Genomic DNA, 17199 nt, shown 5'->3' with positions numbered 1-17199 from the left:
AAGATTAGAAAACACGATATTCACACTGCTCGCCATTTGTTCTAACTTTGTGTTGTGGTTTGATTAAAGATTAGAAAACACGATATTTGTAGCGCCAGCATTCCGTCGATAGCCTGTGTTGTGGTTTGATTAAAGATTAGAAAACACGATATTTGAGTAAATTAGAAAATAAAGAAGCCGGGGTTGTGGTTTGATTAAAGATTAGAAAACACGATATTAGATTTTGAAAGAACCGGTGGCGGTGCTGGTTGTGGTTTGATTAAAGATTAGAAAACACGATATTTTTTGCAAAGTTCTTAACCTGAGCAGACGAGTTGTGGTTTGATTAAAGATTAGAAAACACGATATTCTTTAGCATAAAAAAAGACCTGCATTTCTGGTTGTGGTTTGATTAAAGATTAGAAAACACGATATTAATTTCAATGCACGTTCTTTTGAAATTTCTGTTGTGGTTTGATTAAAGATTAGAAAACACGATATTAAGAAAACAACATCGTTTCTCTTAATGAAAGTTGTGGTTTGATTAAAGATTAGAAAACACGATATTTGGAAGATGCAAAGCAATCCTGCTTTTAGAGTTGTGGTTTGATTAAAGATTAGAAAACACGATATTTATTTTGAATAAAAGCCGATGTTAGCTTCTGTTGTGGTTTGATTAAAGATTAGAAAACACGATATTTAAAGGCGTGGGAATGTCTTCAATGCTTTAGTTGTGGTTTGATTAAAGATTAGAAAACACGATATTGTTGTCGGTCTATCACCTACGATCTTTTGAGTTGTGGTTTGATTAAAGATTAGAAAACACGATATTTCGTGGGAAGAAGAAGGTTTAAGTTCAATGGTTGTGGTTTGATTAAAGATTAGAAAACACGATATTTAAAGCGATTGCATTAATCGTTGTAGCAGTGTTGTGGTTTGATTAAAGATTAGAAAACACGATATTTCACCGTCACCAGATTGTTTCGGGTCCACAGTTGTGGTTTGATTAAAGATTAGAAAACACGATATTATCTTTTATCTGCGTAGAAGTCTCGCCTCCGTTGTGGTTTGATTAAAGATTAGAAAACACGATATTTAAAGGTGTAGGAATGTCTTCGATGCTCTAGTTGTGGTTTGATTAAAGATTAGAAAACACGATATTAAAGTAATTAGATAATTTTTTACCTGTGTAGTTGTGGTTTGATTAAAGATTAGAAAACACGATATTTACTATTGCAGATAATGGAGGCGTAAGGTAGTTGTGGTTTGATTAAAGATTAGAAAACACGATATTGCTTACTGGTTTTTCAATTGAAGCGTTCTTGTTGTGGTTTGATTAAAGATTAGAAAACACGATATTTGTATTCTGTAGTTTCTCCATATTCCAACGGTTGTGGTTTGATTAAAGATTAGAAAACACGATATTTCTTCCAATGTTTTTCCCTGAGTAAGATTAGTTGTGGTTTGATTAAAGATTAGAAAACACGATATTCTTTAACTGATTATTTAAGCTTATCTTTAAGTTGTGGTTTGATTAAAGATTAGAAAACACGATATTTGTCTGGAAATTACAACAAAGATCATATTAGTTGTGGTTTGATTAAAGATTAGAAAACACGATATTAGAAACTCCTGCTGTAAATGCTGAATCAATGTTGTGGTTTGATTAAAGATTAGAAAACACGATATTATGGTGTGATTTTAAAGTTCGTTCCTTTGAGTTGTGGTTTGATTAAAGATTAGAAAACACGATATTGAAAATGCAGAAAGATACTTTTCAATATCTGTTGTGGTTTGATTAAAGATTAGAAAACACGATATTTTGTAACAAATCGTAGATAATGCCATTAGAGTTGTGGTTTGATTAAAGATTAGAAAACACGATATTCTTTTCCCAATCTTCAATTGATTTAGTTTTGTTGTGGTTTGATTAAAGATTAGAAAACACGATATTCTTGTTCCATAAGTCCACATGCTCCGGCAAGTTGTGGTTTGATTAAAGATTAGAAAACACGATATTCAGATAACGCGTGATACTTACACGGCGAAAGTTGTGGTTTGATTAAAGATTAGAAAACACGATATTTTGTCAAGCTCATCACTCCATACGGACTCAGTTGTGGTTTGATTAAAGATTAGAAAACACGATATTTTATTGTTCCAAAACCATCGGTCATACTATGTTGTGGTTTGATTAAAGATTAGAAAACACGATATTGCAATGCTGATTGGGGATCTAGGAGCGAATGTTGTGGTTTGATTAAAGATTAGAAAACACGATATTTAGCGTATTATCTAAAACTGATACATTTGGGTTGTGGTTTGATTAAAGATTAGAAAACACGATATTAATAGTAATTTTTGGAGAGAATCAGCCATGGTTGTGGTTTGATTAAAGATTAGAAAACACGATATTCTATCATAACTTTAGTTTAAACCAAAAAGGGTTGTGGTTTGATTAAAGATTAGAAAACACGATATTGCGTTGGTATTGGGGCAATTACAAACAGCAGTTGTGGTTTGATTAAAGATTAGAAAACACGATATTCAGTCCTTAGAAACGCAGTCCTTAGTGGCGGTTGTGGTTTGATTAAAGATTAGAAAACACGATATTATGCTACTTTTGTCAATGCTGAGGTAAAAGGTTGTGGTTTGATTAAAGATTAGAAAACACGATATTTTCAAAGTAGAGAGCAGCTTTATAGCAAAGGTTGTGGTTTGATTAAAGATTAGAAAACACGATATTGAACAAAAAACAATCTAACTGAAATGCTCGGTTGTGGTTTGATTAAAGATTAGAAAACACGATATTCAAGTTTAAAACCGTTTAAAGATCCGCAAGGTTGTGGTTTGATTAAAGATTAGAAAACACGATATTTTGTTATACACGGGGTAAATCCCTTAAACAGTTGTGGTTTGATTAAAGATTAGAAAACACGATATTACAACCAGTTTTTAAACAATTGTTGTTATGGTTGTGGTTTGATTAAAGATTAGAAAACACGATATTTCGTCTGGATCAATATCGGAAACATACGCGGTTGTGGTTTGATTAAAGATTAGAAAACACGATATTAGTTGGTCTGTTTCCTTCTGATAATCATGGGATTAAATTGAAATATCGTATAAAAAAATGCTTCTTTTTTGGATTGATAACCCAGGATTGAAGCATTTTTTTGTTTGTAATAATTTCAATTTCAATATTTTTATCATGAAATCATCATTGTTTTTGAGAAGGGACAGCTCGCGAGCTGTCCGTACTGATATGCATGTTTGGTAAATGTATGCGCAGATGCAATTATAAATTTAAGGATAGTGAAAAATAGAAAAAGAAATAGAATGCAGGGATTTGATTATTCCAGCGATAATTTATATTTCGTCACGATATGTGTTCAGGATAGAATTTGTTGTTTTGGATCCGTGGGGACAGATCGCGACCTGTCCGTACATCATTCCAATGAAAATCATTCCAATGAAAATCATTCCAATGAAAATCATTCCAATGAAAATCATTTCGAAAATAATTGTGCAGATCTAAAAATGAATTTGAATGAATTTGGAAAAATCGTAAAGCAGCAAATAGAATGGCTGGCCGAACAATATCAATACGTTGAAATTCATAATTATGTTGTGATGCCTAATCATGTTCATATGATTATTGAAATTAATAGAAATAAATTAATCGAAGGAATAGGGACAGCTCGCGAGCTGTCCGAACAGGATCAGGAAATCAAAATAAAATCATTATCAGGTTTAATAGGAGCGTTTAAAACCACATCATCAAAATTGATTCATAGGGCTGGTTTTGAAGAATTTTCCTGGCAGCGTTCTTTTCATGATCATATCATTCGAAACGATAAATCATATCACAACATTAGTAATTACATTGATTTGAATCCTGAAAAATGGGTGGCAGATACTTTTTTTGTTAATCGTTAGAACAATTCTAATTGCGTGGGCTGAGGTGCTGAAGGTACAGCTGCTTTTCCCCAAAAATTCAAAATATTACCAAACTGTTTATCGGTGATTCGAAGTATGCTTACTTTGCCTAAAGGAGGGAGCAATTTGTGAATTCTTTTTTCATGTACATCAGCACTTTCACCGCTTGCACAATGGCGTACATACACAGAATACTGCATCATCGAAAATCCATCTTTCAGTAAATTATTTCTAAATCCAGATGCATTTCGCCTGTCTTTTTTTGTTTCTGTAGGGAGATCAAAAAAAACAAAAAGCCACATTATTCGATATCCGTTAAGTTCCATAATGCAGGATATTTAATTTTTTTTCGATTTCCTGTGAAACATTGTTGAAGCGAACTTGCCGTTTTTTGCAAAGCGATCATTAAAGGACTTTTCTCCTCTTTAAAATAAACTGTCCGGGTTAATATTTGTAATAATTCAGCCTTAATAATGGTGTTTAATTCCTGTTCCTCAAAACACTGCATAATTTCAAATACTTTTTCATCGACAATAGGGCGGAATGGCTCCATAATATCATCCGCAAGTGCAAAAGCATTGTATTTACTTTTATGGTGAATTCCTAATGTATTGAGTAATCCGCTTCCGGAAAGCGCACGGGCAGTAGCTGCTCTTAAAATGGCGTAACCGTAATTCAGAAAATTGTTAGGATAGTCCCCATAGCGTTCCCTTTTGATTCCGTCAAAATCTAAATGCGGCTGGGGGAAGTATTTCCAATATTGTTGTGCAGCAACTCCTTCCATGTTTGAAGAATCACCACTCAATACTTTACTGGCCAGAAAAGGGAAACTGTTTTTGGATTTTGTTATTTTTTCAAGTAAAAGCCCCTGGTTTTTAATTTTTTCAATTATGGTTTGCTGCCATAATTGTTTTTTTAATGGTATGGAAGCTTCAATTTGATTTTTGAATATTTCCTGCTGAATATGATGACTGTTGAGGTTTAAAACCATGCCATTAGGAAGATGATTTTTTCCGCAGATTACAATAGATGTATTGTTTTCAACAAGTAAATTCATAGCAGGAATACTCAGGTATATTTCATTATGATCGAGAACAAGAAATCCGATATCTTCAATAGGAATTGTACTCTCCCGCATTTCTGATTTCAGTACCAGCTGATTGTTTTTTGCCGTAATAGAAAATTTGTTTTCAATTAGAATAGTTCTTTTTAGCATAAATTCAATTTGAAATTAAAAACCTTGCATTCAACTTTAAGTTTGATTCTTTCATTAGTAACCTAAAGTTCGACGTAAAAGAAATACGGTGTTTACGGTTTTCCATAATTTGCAGATTTTTAGTTTCGAATGTATTTGTGAATTACCTTGAAACAGACAAACGACAAATTATTTTTATTCTTCCGGGAAAAAATCAGATAGAAATAATTTTGTAGTAAAAAGGAACGACTTCAAACCTAAATTTATAGTACCTTCACATTAGAAATTAGAGTGAAATAAATGAAGGAAGTACTGGAAGGGAATAGTGGTTTGGAATACGCATTTTTGAAAAACGGAGGAGAGACTGGTATTCTTCTAAGTAGCTTAAATCTTGTTGATTTAGGGCATGTTTCAGATTGGCCTGAAAGTCTTAGGACTGCGATAGGAATTATGGTTACTTCTCCAGTTGCCATGTTTATTGTATGGGGCAATGAAAAACACTTCTTTTTTAACGATTCATTTAAGAACTATCTAACAGTTGGAGATAAATTTTCTGATTTATTGGGCCAGCCTATGGATAAAGTATTAACTTCTCAATGGCATACTATAGCTCAAACTATAAATGCAATGCTTGATGATAGTATTTTTAAATCAAAAGATGCTTTAGACCTAACATTAATTAGAAATAATGATATATTGAGTCTCCAGCTTTCTTTAGGATATAGCCCATTGTATACTTCATTTAATAACATTCAAGGAGTTTTTGTAACCTGTACAGAAAATACATCATGTAACTTAGATACTATCGAAATAAATAAAAGCGGGTTCGCGTCTATTTTTGAGGATTCACCTGTGGGTATTGCAACATTAAGCGTGGATGATGAGCTGGTTTTTCAAAGTGCAAATATTTTCTACTGTGAATTGGTTGGACGAAACCGAAAAGATCTAATTGGGAAACCTTTGCTAAAGGCACTTCCGGAACTTGAAGGACAGGGGTTTGACGATCTTTTGAGAGAAGTGATTATTACAGGAAATCCTTATATGGCTAAAGAAGTTGAGGTTGAGCTTTTTCGTAGTGGGGTATTGGACAATGTTTATGTAGATCTTACTTATCAGGTTAATAAAAGCGGATTTCAAAAAACAAACAATCTTCTTGTTGTAGCAACTGATGTAACAAAGCAGGTTTTGAGTCGCCGTGCAGTTGAAGAAAGTGAAGCACGGCTAAAAAGCCTAATTGCTGCTGCTCCTGCCGGGATTGGTTTATTTGTAGGACGTGATTTAATCGTTGAAAATCCTAATCAGACTTTTATTGATATTGTTGGAAAAGGTCCGAATATTGAAGGGCTGCCTCTGCGTGAGGTGATGCCTGAACTTATTACTGAAGGCCAGGCCTATCTTAAAATACTCGATGATGTTTTGACAACAGGCATTCCTTTTATTTCCCCTGCATCTCTTGTTAAAATTGTTCAAAGCGGAATACTAAAAGACAATTATTATAATATTTCTTATACGCCAATAAGAAATAAATCAGGAGAAATTGATGCGATATTAGATATTGCTATAGATGTAACTGCACAAGTTCAGGCACAACACGCACTTGAAGAAAGTGAGGCACATCTGGAATTATTAAGGGATACAGTGCCTGCCATGATTTTTTATCTCGATGGAGAACAGCGTTATCAGTCGTATAATTCTGTTTTTATGGATTGGTTTTCGGTTGACAAAAAGGAAGCTATTGGTAAAACAGTACGCGAGTTTATAGGAGAGGCAGGTTATGAGAAAGTACTGCCTCACCTTAAAATTGCCTATGCGGGCCAGCAGGAAAAATATGAAATGTTTGCACCTTCAAGAATGGGAACCGACAGATGGCTTAGTATTGTCTATACACCACACATACTTAGTAACGGAAATGTAGCTGGGCTCATTGTTCATGCTACAGATATAACGCAGAGTAAAAAAACTGAAATGGCTCTTCGTGAAAGTGAATCTAATCTTCGTGCAGTAATTGCGGCAGCACCAGTTGCAGTTAGTTTATTTGTTGGGGAAAATTTAATCATAAAAAATGCTAACCAGTCTTTTACCAAGTACGCCGGAACAGCTGCCAACCCTGAAGGTAAAATGCTTTCTGATGTCCTAAAAGATGGTGGCTCTGAAACTTTTCTCAAAACAGTAAAAGAAGTCTATCAAACAGGCAGAAGTTTTTCTGCCAGCGGGATTCCGGGCTTAAATACAAAAGAAAAAGAAACACATTTTTATAAAGTCAGTCTTACTCCGTTATTAAATGGAGAAGGAAATATTTATGCTGTATTGTATGTCGGTTCAGATGTGACCTCTGAACTTGATTCTATAAGAAAAGTAGAGCAGGCAGAAGCAGTAATGCGTTCTGCCGTCGAACTTGCTGAACTGGGTACCTGGTCGATGGATGTACAATCAGGTATTACCACTATATCCCAACGACACGCTGATATGTTTGGCTTTAAAGATACCGTAATGACATCAGAAAAAGCAAGGTCACTTATAATACTCGCGGATCAAAATAGAGTGAAAGAAGCTTTTTTCGCTGCTCAAAAAATAGGGTCTTCCGGAAAATATGAAGCCGAATATAAAATAATTCACGGAATCACCGGCAGGGAAAAAATTATACATTCAATTGGCCAGACTTTTTTTGATGATGAAGGTCAGCCTGTACTAATAAACGGTACAGCCCAGGATATAACGATTCAAAGGCAGTTACAGCTTGCATTAGAAAACGAGGTAAAACAGCGGACATCTGAATTAGAGACAACTTTGAAAAAGCTGCAAATTTCAAATTTGGAACTTGAAAAATCTAACGATGCCCTTAAACATTCTAATCATGAACTTGCGCAATTTGCCTATGTTGCAAGTCACGACCTTCAGGAACCACTGCGTAAGATTCAAATTTTTGCAGGATTGCTTAAGGATGGAAAATCCAGCATGGATCCTGATACAATTGTAAGCAAAATAGCATCCTCAGGCGCAAGAATGAGCCTGTTGATCTCAGATTTGCTTGCCTTTTCACGTCTTCTTAATCCTGAAAAATCATTTAAGCCAGTAAATTTAAACGTTGTAATTAAAGATTTGTGGAATGACTTTGAAATTGCTGCACAGGAAAAAAATGCAACATTAATTGTAGAAAGTTTGCCGGTAGTAAATGCTTCAAAACTGCAGATGAATCAGTTGTTTTATAATCTGATGAGTAATGCTCTTAAATTTACAAAAGCGGGTACTCGCCCTGAAATTAAAATAAATGTTGAAACTGTAACCCGAACTTATCTGGAGAACATTACCAGAGATGCGATTGTTTCAGATAATTACCATCATATTACTTTTACTGATAACGGAATAGGTTTTGAAAAAGATTATGAAAATCAGATTTTTGAAATCTTTAAACGTCTTCATGAACAGCATATTTTTCCGGGAACCGGTATCGGGCTGGCACTTTGCAAAAGAATTGTGATGAATCATCAAGGTGTAATGTATGCAGAATCAGAACCGAATAAAGGGACAAAATTTCATATTTTCCTACCTGTTTAGCATGGCAAATATTACATTTTCTTTTAAATTTTAAAGCAAAATCCAAAGACTAGTAAATTTCACTGGATCATCAAAAAGGACAGCATTGCTTGTAAAAGAACAGAAGTTAAAAAAAATAATATTATTGGTCATTCTTAAACCATCTCCTCGGCGCATCATTTTCATGAAGTACAATTTCAGAATGCAGGAACTGAGCAGCTTGTGCTGAATCTTGTACTTTAACTGCACTGCGTTCTAACATTTCTGATTCAAATTCCATTAATGCACTTTTTCGTATTCCTGCTTTTCTCCAGTCAGATGAAGGCCTGCATCCTTTAAAAATGCTTTTTGACAATGTAAGTGCGTCCAGAATTGCCTGATTGGCACCCTGTCCTTTAAACGGGCTCATTGGGTGTGCAGCATCTCCAATCAGTGTTACGGATCCTGATTTTTCCAGTAATTCGGGTTTAAGCAATTCACGGTCATAAACAGGATATCCGGAAATGTAGCTTTCCTCTGTTGCTGATACAATTTGAGGAACAGGATCATGCCATTGTGTTCTTCTGCATGATTCTTCTTTGAGAGCCTTAGGTCCTTTAGTACTTAATGATTTCGCCTCTTCTTCAGCCATCGGAAAGCTAAGCTGCCACATTACTGAATCTGATGAATAAGGCATAATGTAGATGCGTTCGTTGCCATTAGCAGTCTGAAATATAGTGGCAGAATCTAATAAAGGATTATTAAGATTTTCTAAAGCACTTAATGGACAGATGCCTAAAATCACTATACATCCCAGATAACGCAAAGGCGTAGTTTCTTCTCCAATAAGCAGCCTTCGGACAGAACTTCGAATACCATCGGCTCCAACTACAAGATCTGCTTGGGTTTTCTTAATTTGTCCATCAACCTGAAAACTGAGATCAACACCTTTTCCAGACTCCTTAAAATCCATTAACTGATGTCCCCATTTTATTTGATTATTTCCTCCAAGCTGCTCCAGTAAAGCTAATCGTAATGATTGACGTGCAATATGCACATTCGTACGTTTCAAAGATGTTTTTGTGTCTGACTGAAGCCATTTTCTGGTTCCCCATTCAGCAATTACTTTTCCATCCGGAGTATGAACCAGATGTCTTGTTGAAATCACCCCATCTTTTAAAGAGAAAATCCCCAATCCCTGAATTGCTTTGCTGGCTTGTTGTAAAGTGAGTCCGTAGCCCTGAGATCGCGCATTAAAGTCTTTGTCACGTTCGTACAGTGTGAAAGGAATTCCGCGATGCAAACATGCCACCGCAAGAGCAATTCCACCGATTCCGCCACCGATAATGGCAATATGTGGATATTGTTTGTCTGCGACAGGAGTGTTGGAAGCAGTAATTAACCCAGATCCGGAACAGTCTGGACATGAATACAGGTTCCCTTTTGGCGGAAGCGGTTCTGTACCTTTGCCTTGCATTTTTTGAAATTCCTCCAATGCAATCTGGTAAAGAAGCCGTGTTTTTTTGCTTATTCTTCGGCTTTTTTTTCCGCGTCCCTGGCATTCCCGGCATATTGTCCAGCTTACAGGTTCATTTTCCACTTTTTCTATTTTCAATTTTTTACTTGATAATTATTATCGGTATTTTAAAATGCAAAGTTAAGATAAAAAGAAAGGTATTATTAGTTAACTGAGGGTATAAATCGTATTGGTTTATTTGAAAATCCTTCCAATAATTTTTCCAATATCGGCAAAATCATCCAGATTACTCACAGCTCTTTTTTTCGGTTACTGTATTATCAGTTTTTGAAAAAGGATAAATAAGGATATAATTTATTGTTGCTGAGGTTTTTGTTTAATATTTCCGGGACTTTTTGCATTTGCGAAAAATAAGACTCCATACCTCTCTCTGCCATTAGCATTATCAAACCTTCGTCATCTTCTAAACTAAAAGCTGCCTGCTGACCTTCTTCCCATGTTGTAATAGTATTAAAAACGGCTTCAATATTAGCTTTTTTAATAATGCTTTTTAAAATCTGGTTCGTTTTTTCATTGGCATAGAAACTCATTCTTGCTCCTGAATTTTTGCCAATGTTCCAGACTTTTAGAAGAGAAAGGAAAAATCCTGGCTCACGCTCTGCATTTGCAGGAATAAGAACGATATATTTTTTTATCGTTGCTATGGGCTGTATGGCATGACATTTCTTTAATGTCATCCAGAACTAAATTCAGTGCAAAATATAACTTAACTACTACAAGTTACTAAATTAATTGCGAAGACGCCAGTTTTTTGTTTTTTAAGATTAATTTAATTTTCAAAAAATCGTATAAAAAAGGAGTGTGATTTACACCAAAAAACGAAATAAAAAAAGCCTTCAAATTCATCGATTTGAAGGCTCATTAGTAAAATAGAATAATTGTAGTTTCTGTTAAATCATTTTTTAATTTTTATTTAGTTTGACTTATTTGCATCTAAATATTTAATGATTTCATCGCAGGCATTTTTACTCGTAAAACCAAATTTTTCATCCAAAATATTAGCAGGAGCAGAGTAACCAAAATGATCCAGTCCGAAAACTTTTCCACGGCTTCCCGCTAGATTTTCCAGATTAACCGGAAGACCCGCTGTCAGTCCGAATACTAATCCGTTTGTTGGAATAATACTTTCCTGATATTCTTTTGGCTGTGACCTGAAAAGTCCTTCAGAAATTATAGAGGCCACATTTATTTTTATTTTAATGCTGCTTTCTAATTCAGTTGCTGCTTCAATAAGAGTAGCTACTTCAGATCCATTTGCTATTAAAGTAATATCCGGGTTTTCAACAGCTTTTACAAGATAGCCTCCTTTTTTTGCTCTGGAAGCTTCTTCAAATCTTGAATTTCCTGAAGTTGGAATGTCGGTAATGTTTTGTCTCGAAAGAATTAATCCCGTTGGCGTTTTTTTATTTTCCAAAGCCATTTGCCATGCTATAGAAGTTTCAATAGCATCAGCTGGTCGTAAAGCTAATAAACTTTGATCTCCGGAGTGATTTTTGATTTTTTCTAATAATCGAATCTGAGCTTCCTGTTCAATTGGCTGATGCGTTGGTCCGTCTTCGCCTACGCGGAAGGAATCATGGGTCCATACATATTTTACAGGAAGTTCCTGAATTGCTGCAAGTCGAATAGCAGGTTTCATATAATCAGAAAACACAAAAAAGGTAGCTACAACCGGAATAACTCCCCCGTGAAGGGCGATTCCGTTTGCGATTGCAGCCATAGTAAGTTCTGCAACTCCAGCCTGAAGGAATCCACCGCTAAAATCATCCTTTTTCAGAACCGAAGATTTTTTTAAGAAACCATCAGTTTTGTCACTATTGGATAAATCGGCAGAAGAAACAATCATATTTTCTACATTTTCAGCCAGATATCCCAAAACTGCTGCCGAAGCATCGCGTGTAGCCGAATTGGCTTTTTGTGCTATCGAGCTGAAATCAAGTTCCGGCAGGTCACCATTAAAAAACTGCTGGATTTTTTTTGCCAGTTCAGGATTTTGCTTTTCCCAGGCAGCAATTTTTGTTTTTGTTTCTGCTGCTTCTGCTGTTTTTCTGGCTAAGACGTTTTTGTAATGCGCAGCAACGTCTTCGTAAACAGCAAATGAATCTTCCGGATTTGCTCCTAAATTGAGTAATGTTGATTTAAAACATGCTTTTGTACCGCCAATTGGTTTTCCGTGCAGTTCACACTGTCCTTCGTACATTTCTCCATCAGCTGTAACGCATCCTTTACCCATAATGGTTCTTCCAATAATAAGTGTAGGCCTTTCTAATTCTGCATGAGCGGCATTGAGCGCAGAACGGATATGAGTATGGCTATGACCATCGATAGTAATGACTTTCCATCCCCAGGATTCGTATTTCATAGCAGTATCCTCAGTCGTAACTTCATCAGTCATTGACGATAGCTGTACATCATTTGAATCATAAAACATAATGAAATTATTTAGTCCTAAATGCCCTGCAATACGACCTGCTCCCTGAGAAATCTCTTCCTGAACGCCTCCGTCAGTTATGAATCCGTAAATTTTATGATCGAATAAATTATTAAATCTGGCAGATAAAAACTTCGCTGCAATAGCGGCACCTACACCCATAACATGACCCTGACCCAAAGGGCCTGATGTATTTTCTATACCTCTTTTTACGTCAATTTCAGGATGTCCTGGCGTAACAGAACCCCATTGTCTAAAATTCTCTAAATCTGTTTTTTCATAATTGCCTAACAAATGATACTGGGCATACATTAAAGCCGAAAGATGCCCCGCATCCATAAAAAAACGATCCCTGAAAATCCACTGCATGTCTGATGGATCGTATTTTAAATATTCTGTATAAAGGATATGCATAAAATCGGCTCCGCCCATAGATCCGCCTGGGTGGCCTGAATTTGCTTTTTCTACCATTGAAATGGCTAATGCTCTAATATTATCCGCAGATAACTGGTCTATTGTCTTGTTCATTTTTTGTTAATTAATGTAATCTTGAGTTGTTATTAAACTTAGATTTATTATTAGTCTATTTGAATAATCTGGGTTACAATATTGTTTTTTATTTCATTTTTTTCATCTGGCTGACAGCCTCCGATAGCAAGTTTTATTTTTCCGGAAAATTGTTTCAGGTTACCTTCTGCAGTAATTGAAGAAAGATCTTCAGGAGAAAGTGTGAAACTGATTATTTTGCTTTCACCTGATTTTAAATTAAGTCTTTCAAATCCTTTGAGGCTTTTTAAAGGTGTTTTTACAGATGGGTTTTGGTTGATAATATACAATTGGGCAACTTCTTCTCCTTCCGATTTTCCGGTATTTGTTATTTTGACAGAAACTAAAACGGGCTGTCCTTTTTTTATTTTGGAGGGTACTTTTAACTGATCGTATTTAAATGAAGTATAACTAAGCCCATATCCGAAACCATATAATGGATTACCTTTAAAATAACGATACGTTTTGTTATCCATGTTGTAATCAACAAAAGCAGGCAGGTCTGAATCGCTTTTATAAAATGTAACAGGTAGTCTTCCTGCAGGATTATAATCTCCGAAAAGGATATCAGACACAGCATTTCCAGTGGCCTGGCCTCCATACCATGCATTGAGTATTGCCGGAATATTTTCCGCCTCCCAAGGGATGGCTATAGCGCTGCCTGTCATCATGACAAAAACGACTGGTTTTCCAGAGGTTTTCAAAGCTTTCATTAACTCGGTCTGGACTTTTGGAAGTAGGATAGAGGTACGGTCACCACCGGCAAAGCCTGGAAAGTTTACAGGCATTTCTTCGCCTTCCAGTTGTGGGGATATCCCGCCAACATAGATGAATGCATCGGCGTCTTTATTGTTATCCACTATTTTTTTGAAATCCGTTTTTTCAAAATTACCAGTATTCAATGCAACATTGGCTTTTCCTTCACCCTGCCAGTATTCTAAAACCAATTTATAAACAGTATTTTTTTTCGTAATTAATTTAAATGTTTTTTCTCCCCATCTGTTTCTTTCCCATGCGTTTATAACTTCTTTTCCATCTATTAAAAAACGATATCCATCATCTGCACTAAGTTCAAAAGTAATGGAGCCATCCTTTTCTGCTGTAAAGTTTGTAGTATAGCGTGCAGAAAATTGGTTCGCTTTAATGTTTTTTATAACAACTTCGCCTTCCTGCCAAAAGTTGTTGATTTCTGGTTCTGTTCTTACAGCTTCAGGTTCACCGGAAAGATTTTTGTTATTAAAATATTCGGCTTTAAAGCCCTGTTTTCCTTCGTAAGCGTATTGATTTTTAAGATTCTGATATACTAATAAAGTGTCATTTGTAAAGTTTACTGCTTTTTCATAAACGATTTCCGTATTAGGACCTACTTTTTCTTTAATTCCCTTTAAAACTGTTGTTAGCTTGTTGGGAGTTCCGTTGTAATTCCCTAAAATAGATATGGAGTTATCTGCGTTAGGACCCAGTACCACAATCTTTTTCAGTTTTTTATTTAGTGGTAATACATTTTTTTCATTTCGAAGCAAAACCATGGATTGTCTTGCCATTTTTAAAGCATGCTGTTGATGTGCAGTGCTTTCTAAAACAGAGTCCGGTGTCTGTGCATATTTTACCATTTCAACAGGATCAAACATTCCAAGCCTGAAACGAATCATAAAAAGACGTTTTACAGAGATATCAATTTGTTTCTCACTTATTTTTCCGTTTTTTACAGCTTGTACTAAAGCTTTATAAGCATCAGTACCACAGTCAATATCTGTTCCGTGAAAAACAGCGTCTGCTGAGGCGGACTCAGCATCAGGATGTGTTTTATGGTTTTTGAAAAAATCATCGATTGCCCAGCAGTCCGAGGTCACATAGCCATCAAATTTCCATTGGTTTCTTAAAATATCTTTCATTAATATATCGCTGGCACAACATGGCTGTGTCCTGAAAGCATTATAAGCACACATTACGCCGGCCACTTTAGAGTCGGTTACTAATTTTTTAAAGGCAGGCAGGTAGGTATCCCAAAGTTCATATGGGGTTACATCAACATTAAAAGTATGGCGTAAAGATTCAGGTCCGCTATGCACGGCATAATGCTTGGCGCATGCAGCAGCTTTTAGGTATTTAGGATCATCTCCCTGAAGGCCTTTTACGAACGAATCGCCCAGAATACTTGTAAGATACGGATCTTCACCATAGGTTTCCTGTCCGCGTCCCCAGCGTGGATCGCGAAATATATTAATATTAGGTGTCCAGTAGGTGAGACCTAAATAACGTTCATTGGTTCGTCCAGCTGCGACGGCTTTATTGTAAATAGCTCTTCCTTCAAGTGCCGAATAGTCTGCCATTTTAAAAAGTGAATTTTTATCAAATGTGGCTGCCATTGCTATTGCCTGAGGATAGACAGTTGTTTTAAAAGGAGTTCTGGCAACCCCATGTAAAGTCTCGTTCCACCAATCGTATGCCGGTATTGCCAGTCTTGGGATTGCCGGAGACGAATTTAACATCTGTGATACTTTTTCCTCTAATGTTAACTGGCTTACAAGATCATTTACCCGTTCTTCAAAACTTAATTTGGTATTTTGAAACCGGAATTTATCCTTTTCTTGTGCTAAGCAATAGCATGAAATGATCAGTGCAATTACAGTTGTGATTTTTTTTGTTTTCATAAACTATATTTTATAAAGATGGGAACTTAATTAAATACTAATAATTTAAACAACCGATTGTGTAAAGGAATAACTTTTTTTTAAAATAAAAAAATTATGTGCAAAGAGATATTTTAAAAAATAATAATTTAATATATTCACATATAAAATTTTCAAAATAACTCTTTTAATATCCTAAATAAATGAAGTATTGATTTTTTAACATTAAAATAAGTACATTTACGTCTATTTACTACTCTAATTCATGGAAGAACACAGACACGTAACAATTTATGATATTGCAGAAAAACTGAATCTTGCAGCATCAACAATTTCGCGGGCTTTAAAAGACCATCACAGCATAAGTGAGAAAACAATTAAAAAAGTAAAACAGACAGCTAAAGAAATGGGGTTTGTGCCTAATACTTTAGCGGCAGGACTTCGTGGTAATGTAACGAAAACCATTGGGATTTTGATCCCAACCGTGACACAGCCATTTTTATCATCATTAATTAGTGGAATTGAGATTACCGCTCAAAAATCTAATTATTCCGTCATTATTATGCAATCGCATGATTCATACCAGATGGAGGTCGATATGGCCAAGTCTTTATACAGTAATAGGGTAAGTGGCGTTATTTGTTCGCTTGCAATGGAAACTAAAGATACTTCACATTTTAAACAATTTTCAAATAATAATATTCCTTTAGTCTTTGTTGACAGGGTACCTAAAGATTATGATACTTTTCGTGTTGTAATCAATAATTACTTAGCGGGATATAAGGCGACAAAACATCTTGTAGAGCAGGGATGTAAAAGAATTGCTCATTTAACTGCCGGATCAGAATTTGGGACACTTTACAATGAACGTAAAAGAGGGTATATCGATGCTTTATCTGAGCATGGCATTCCCGTTGAAGAAAATCTTATTATTAGTTTAAAGGAAATGACTTACGAGGATGGTGTAACAGCCTGTAATCAGTTGTTTGACTTGAAATCACCACCAGACGGACTTTTTGCTCCAGGAGATATTCTTGCAGTAAGCGCAGTTCAAACCGCAAAAAAAAGAGGGATTAAGGTGCCTGATCAATTTGCGGTAATTGGATTCAATAATGACCCTATCTCTGAAATAATTGAGCCTAACATTTCTACTATCACACATCCAGCTGAGAAAATGGGTAAAGCTGCCGCCGAATTAATTATTAAAAATCTTAAATCTGATAAAGAAGAGGATGCGAAAGAAATTACATTCTTAAATACGCAGGTGCTTATACGTGAATCGTCCAAAAAGATTTAAATATTGTATGACAAACTATCTAGGTCATTACGATGTCTTTGTATGAGCCGATTTTTTTAAATATTTTGTACTCTTCTATACAGGATTTGTGCTGTTAATTTTTAATAATACAGCATAAAACCTATTTTT

At 35.4% G+C, this 17199-nt stretch carries 9 protein-coding genes and 1 CRISPR repeat array (1 of these 10 running past the window's edge); of the genes, 3 read left to right on the top strand and 6 right to left on the bottom strand.

Translation table 11 applies throughout. From position 1 onward, the window contains the following. A CRISPR array of direct repeats spans nt 1-3055; the repeat unit is 36 nt; unit sequence GTTGTGGTTTGATTAAAGATTAGAAAACACGATATT (it extends 147 nt beyond the left edge of the window). A gap of 239 nt (nt 3056-3294) precedes the next feature. Then, the gene (locus OZP09_RS04265; RefSeq protein ID WP_269236692.1) at nt 3295-3918 is read left to right on the top strand and encodes a transposase; all 624 of its coding nucleotides are present in this window, start codon (nt 3295-3297) and stop codon (nt 3916-3918) included. On the opposite strand, the gene cas2 is transcribed toward OZP09_RS04265, so the two are convergent. Together cas2 and cas1 are read right to left on the bottom strand one after the other, a co-directional pair. Next, nucleotides 3915-4244, bottom strand: a complete 330-nt coding sequence (gene cas2, locus OZP09_RS04260; RefSeq protein WP_269236691.1) for a CRISPR-associated endonuclease Cas2 — start codon at nt 4242-4244, stop codon at nt 3915-3917. The two genes, OZP09_RS04265 and cas2, sit on opposite strands and share 4 nt — an antisense overlap. Beyond that, on the bottom strand, nt 4220-5134 hold the full coding sequence (gene cas1, locus OZP09_RS04255; protein WP_281310350.1) for a type II CRISPR-associated endonuclease Cas1: 915 nt from the start codon (nt 5132-5134) through the stop codon (nt 4220-4222). Before cas1 ends, cas2 begins: the two co-directional genes overlap by 25 nt. A 279-nt stretch (nt 5135-5413) precedes the next feature. Here cas1 and OZP09_RS04250 point away from each other — a divergent pair, with 279 nt between their 5' ends. Beyond that, nucleotides 5414-8668, top strand: coding sequence for a PAS domain-containing protein (locus OZP09_RS04250; RefSeq protein ID WP_269236689.1), 3255 nt, complete (start codon nt 5414-5416; stop codon nt 8666-8668). A gap of 121 nt (nt 8669-8789) precedes the next feature. Here OZP09_RS04250 and OZP09_RS04245 read toward each other — a convergent pair whose 3' ends face one another. The 4 genes from OZP09_RS04245 to OZP09_RS04230 all read right to left on the bottom strand — a co-directional run bounded on the left by OZP09_RS04245 (nt 8790) and on the right by OZP09_RS04230 (nt 15794). Next, nucleotides 8790-10235 (bottom strand): FAD-dependent oxidoreductase, encoded by a 1446-nt coding sequence (locus OZP09_RS04245; protein WP_269237812.1) that lies wholly within the window; start codon nt 10233-10235, stop codon nt 8790-8792. 188 nt (nt 10236-10423) lie between these two features. Further along, nucleotides 10424-10840, bottom strand: coding sequence for a hypothetical protein (locus OZP09_RS04240; RefSeq protein WP_281310349.1), 417 nt, complete (start codon nt 10838-10840; stop codon nt 10424-10426). A gap of 236 nt (nt 10841-11076) precedes the next feature. After that, nucleotides 11077-13122: a transketolase family protein gene (locus OZP09_RS04235; RefSeq protein ID WP_269236687.1), complete on the bottom strand. Its 2046-nt coding sequence runs from the start codon at nt 13120-13122 to the stop codon at nt 11077-11079. Nucleotides 13123-13172: 50 nt separating this feature from the next. Further along, nucleotides 13173-15794: a glycoside hydrolase family 3 protein gene (locus OZP09_RS04230; RefSeq protein ID WP_269236686.1), complete on the bottom strand. Its 2622-nt coding sequence runs from the start codon at nt 15792-15794 to the stop codon at nt 13173-13175. A 244-nt stretch (nt 15795-16038) separates the two neighbouring features. Here OZP09_RS04230 and OZP09_RS04225 point away from each other — a divergent pair, with 244 nt between their 5' ends. After that, nucleotides 16039-17070, top strand: a complete 1032-nt coding sequence (locus OZP09_RS04225) for a LacI family DNA-binding transcriptional regulator (RefSeq protein WP_269236685.1) — start codon at nt 16039-16041, stop codon at nt 17068-17070. The last annotated feature ends 129 nt before the right edge of the window (nt 17071-17199 follow it).

It is taken from the genome of Flavobacterium flavigenum (assembly GCF_027111255.2).
Classification (GTDB): Bacteria; Bacteroidota; Bacteroidia; order Flavobacteriales; family Flavobacteriaceae; genus Flavobacterium; species Flavobacterium flavigenum.
Note: the sequence above shows the minus strand (reverse complement) of the source record. Positions and strands in the feature narration are given on the sequence as shown.

Coding starts and splice junctions, on each gene's coding strand:
- cas2 (WP_269236691.1), bottom strand. CDS start 4,244: ATGGAACTTAACGGATATCGAATAATGTGGCTTTTTGTTTTTTTTGAT.
- cas1 (WP_281310350.1), bottom strand. CDS start 5,134: ATGCTAAAAAGAACTATTCTAATTGAAAACAAATTTTCTATTACGGCA.
- OZP09_RS04250 (WP_269236689.1), top strand. CDS start 5,414: ATGAAGGAAGTACTGGAAGGGAATAGTGGTTTGGAATACGCATTTTTG.
- OZP09_RS04240 (WP_281310349.1), bottom strand. CDS start 10,840: ATGACATTAAAGAAATGTCATGCCATACAGCCCATAGCAACGATAAAA.
- OZP09_RS04235 (WP_269236687.1), bottom strand. CDS start 13,122: ATGAACAAGACAATAGACCAGTTATCTGCGGATAATATTAGAGCATTA.
- OZP09_RS04230 (WP_269236686.1), bottom strand. CDS start 15,794: ATGAAAACAAAAAAAATCACAACTGTAATTGCACTGATCATTTCATGC.
- OZP09_RS04225 (WP_269236685.1), top strand. CDS start 16,039: ATGGAAGAACACAGACACGTAACAATTTATGATATTGCAGAAAAACTG.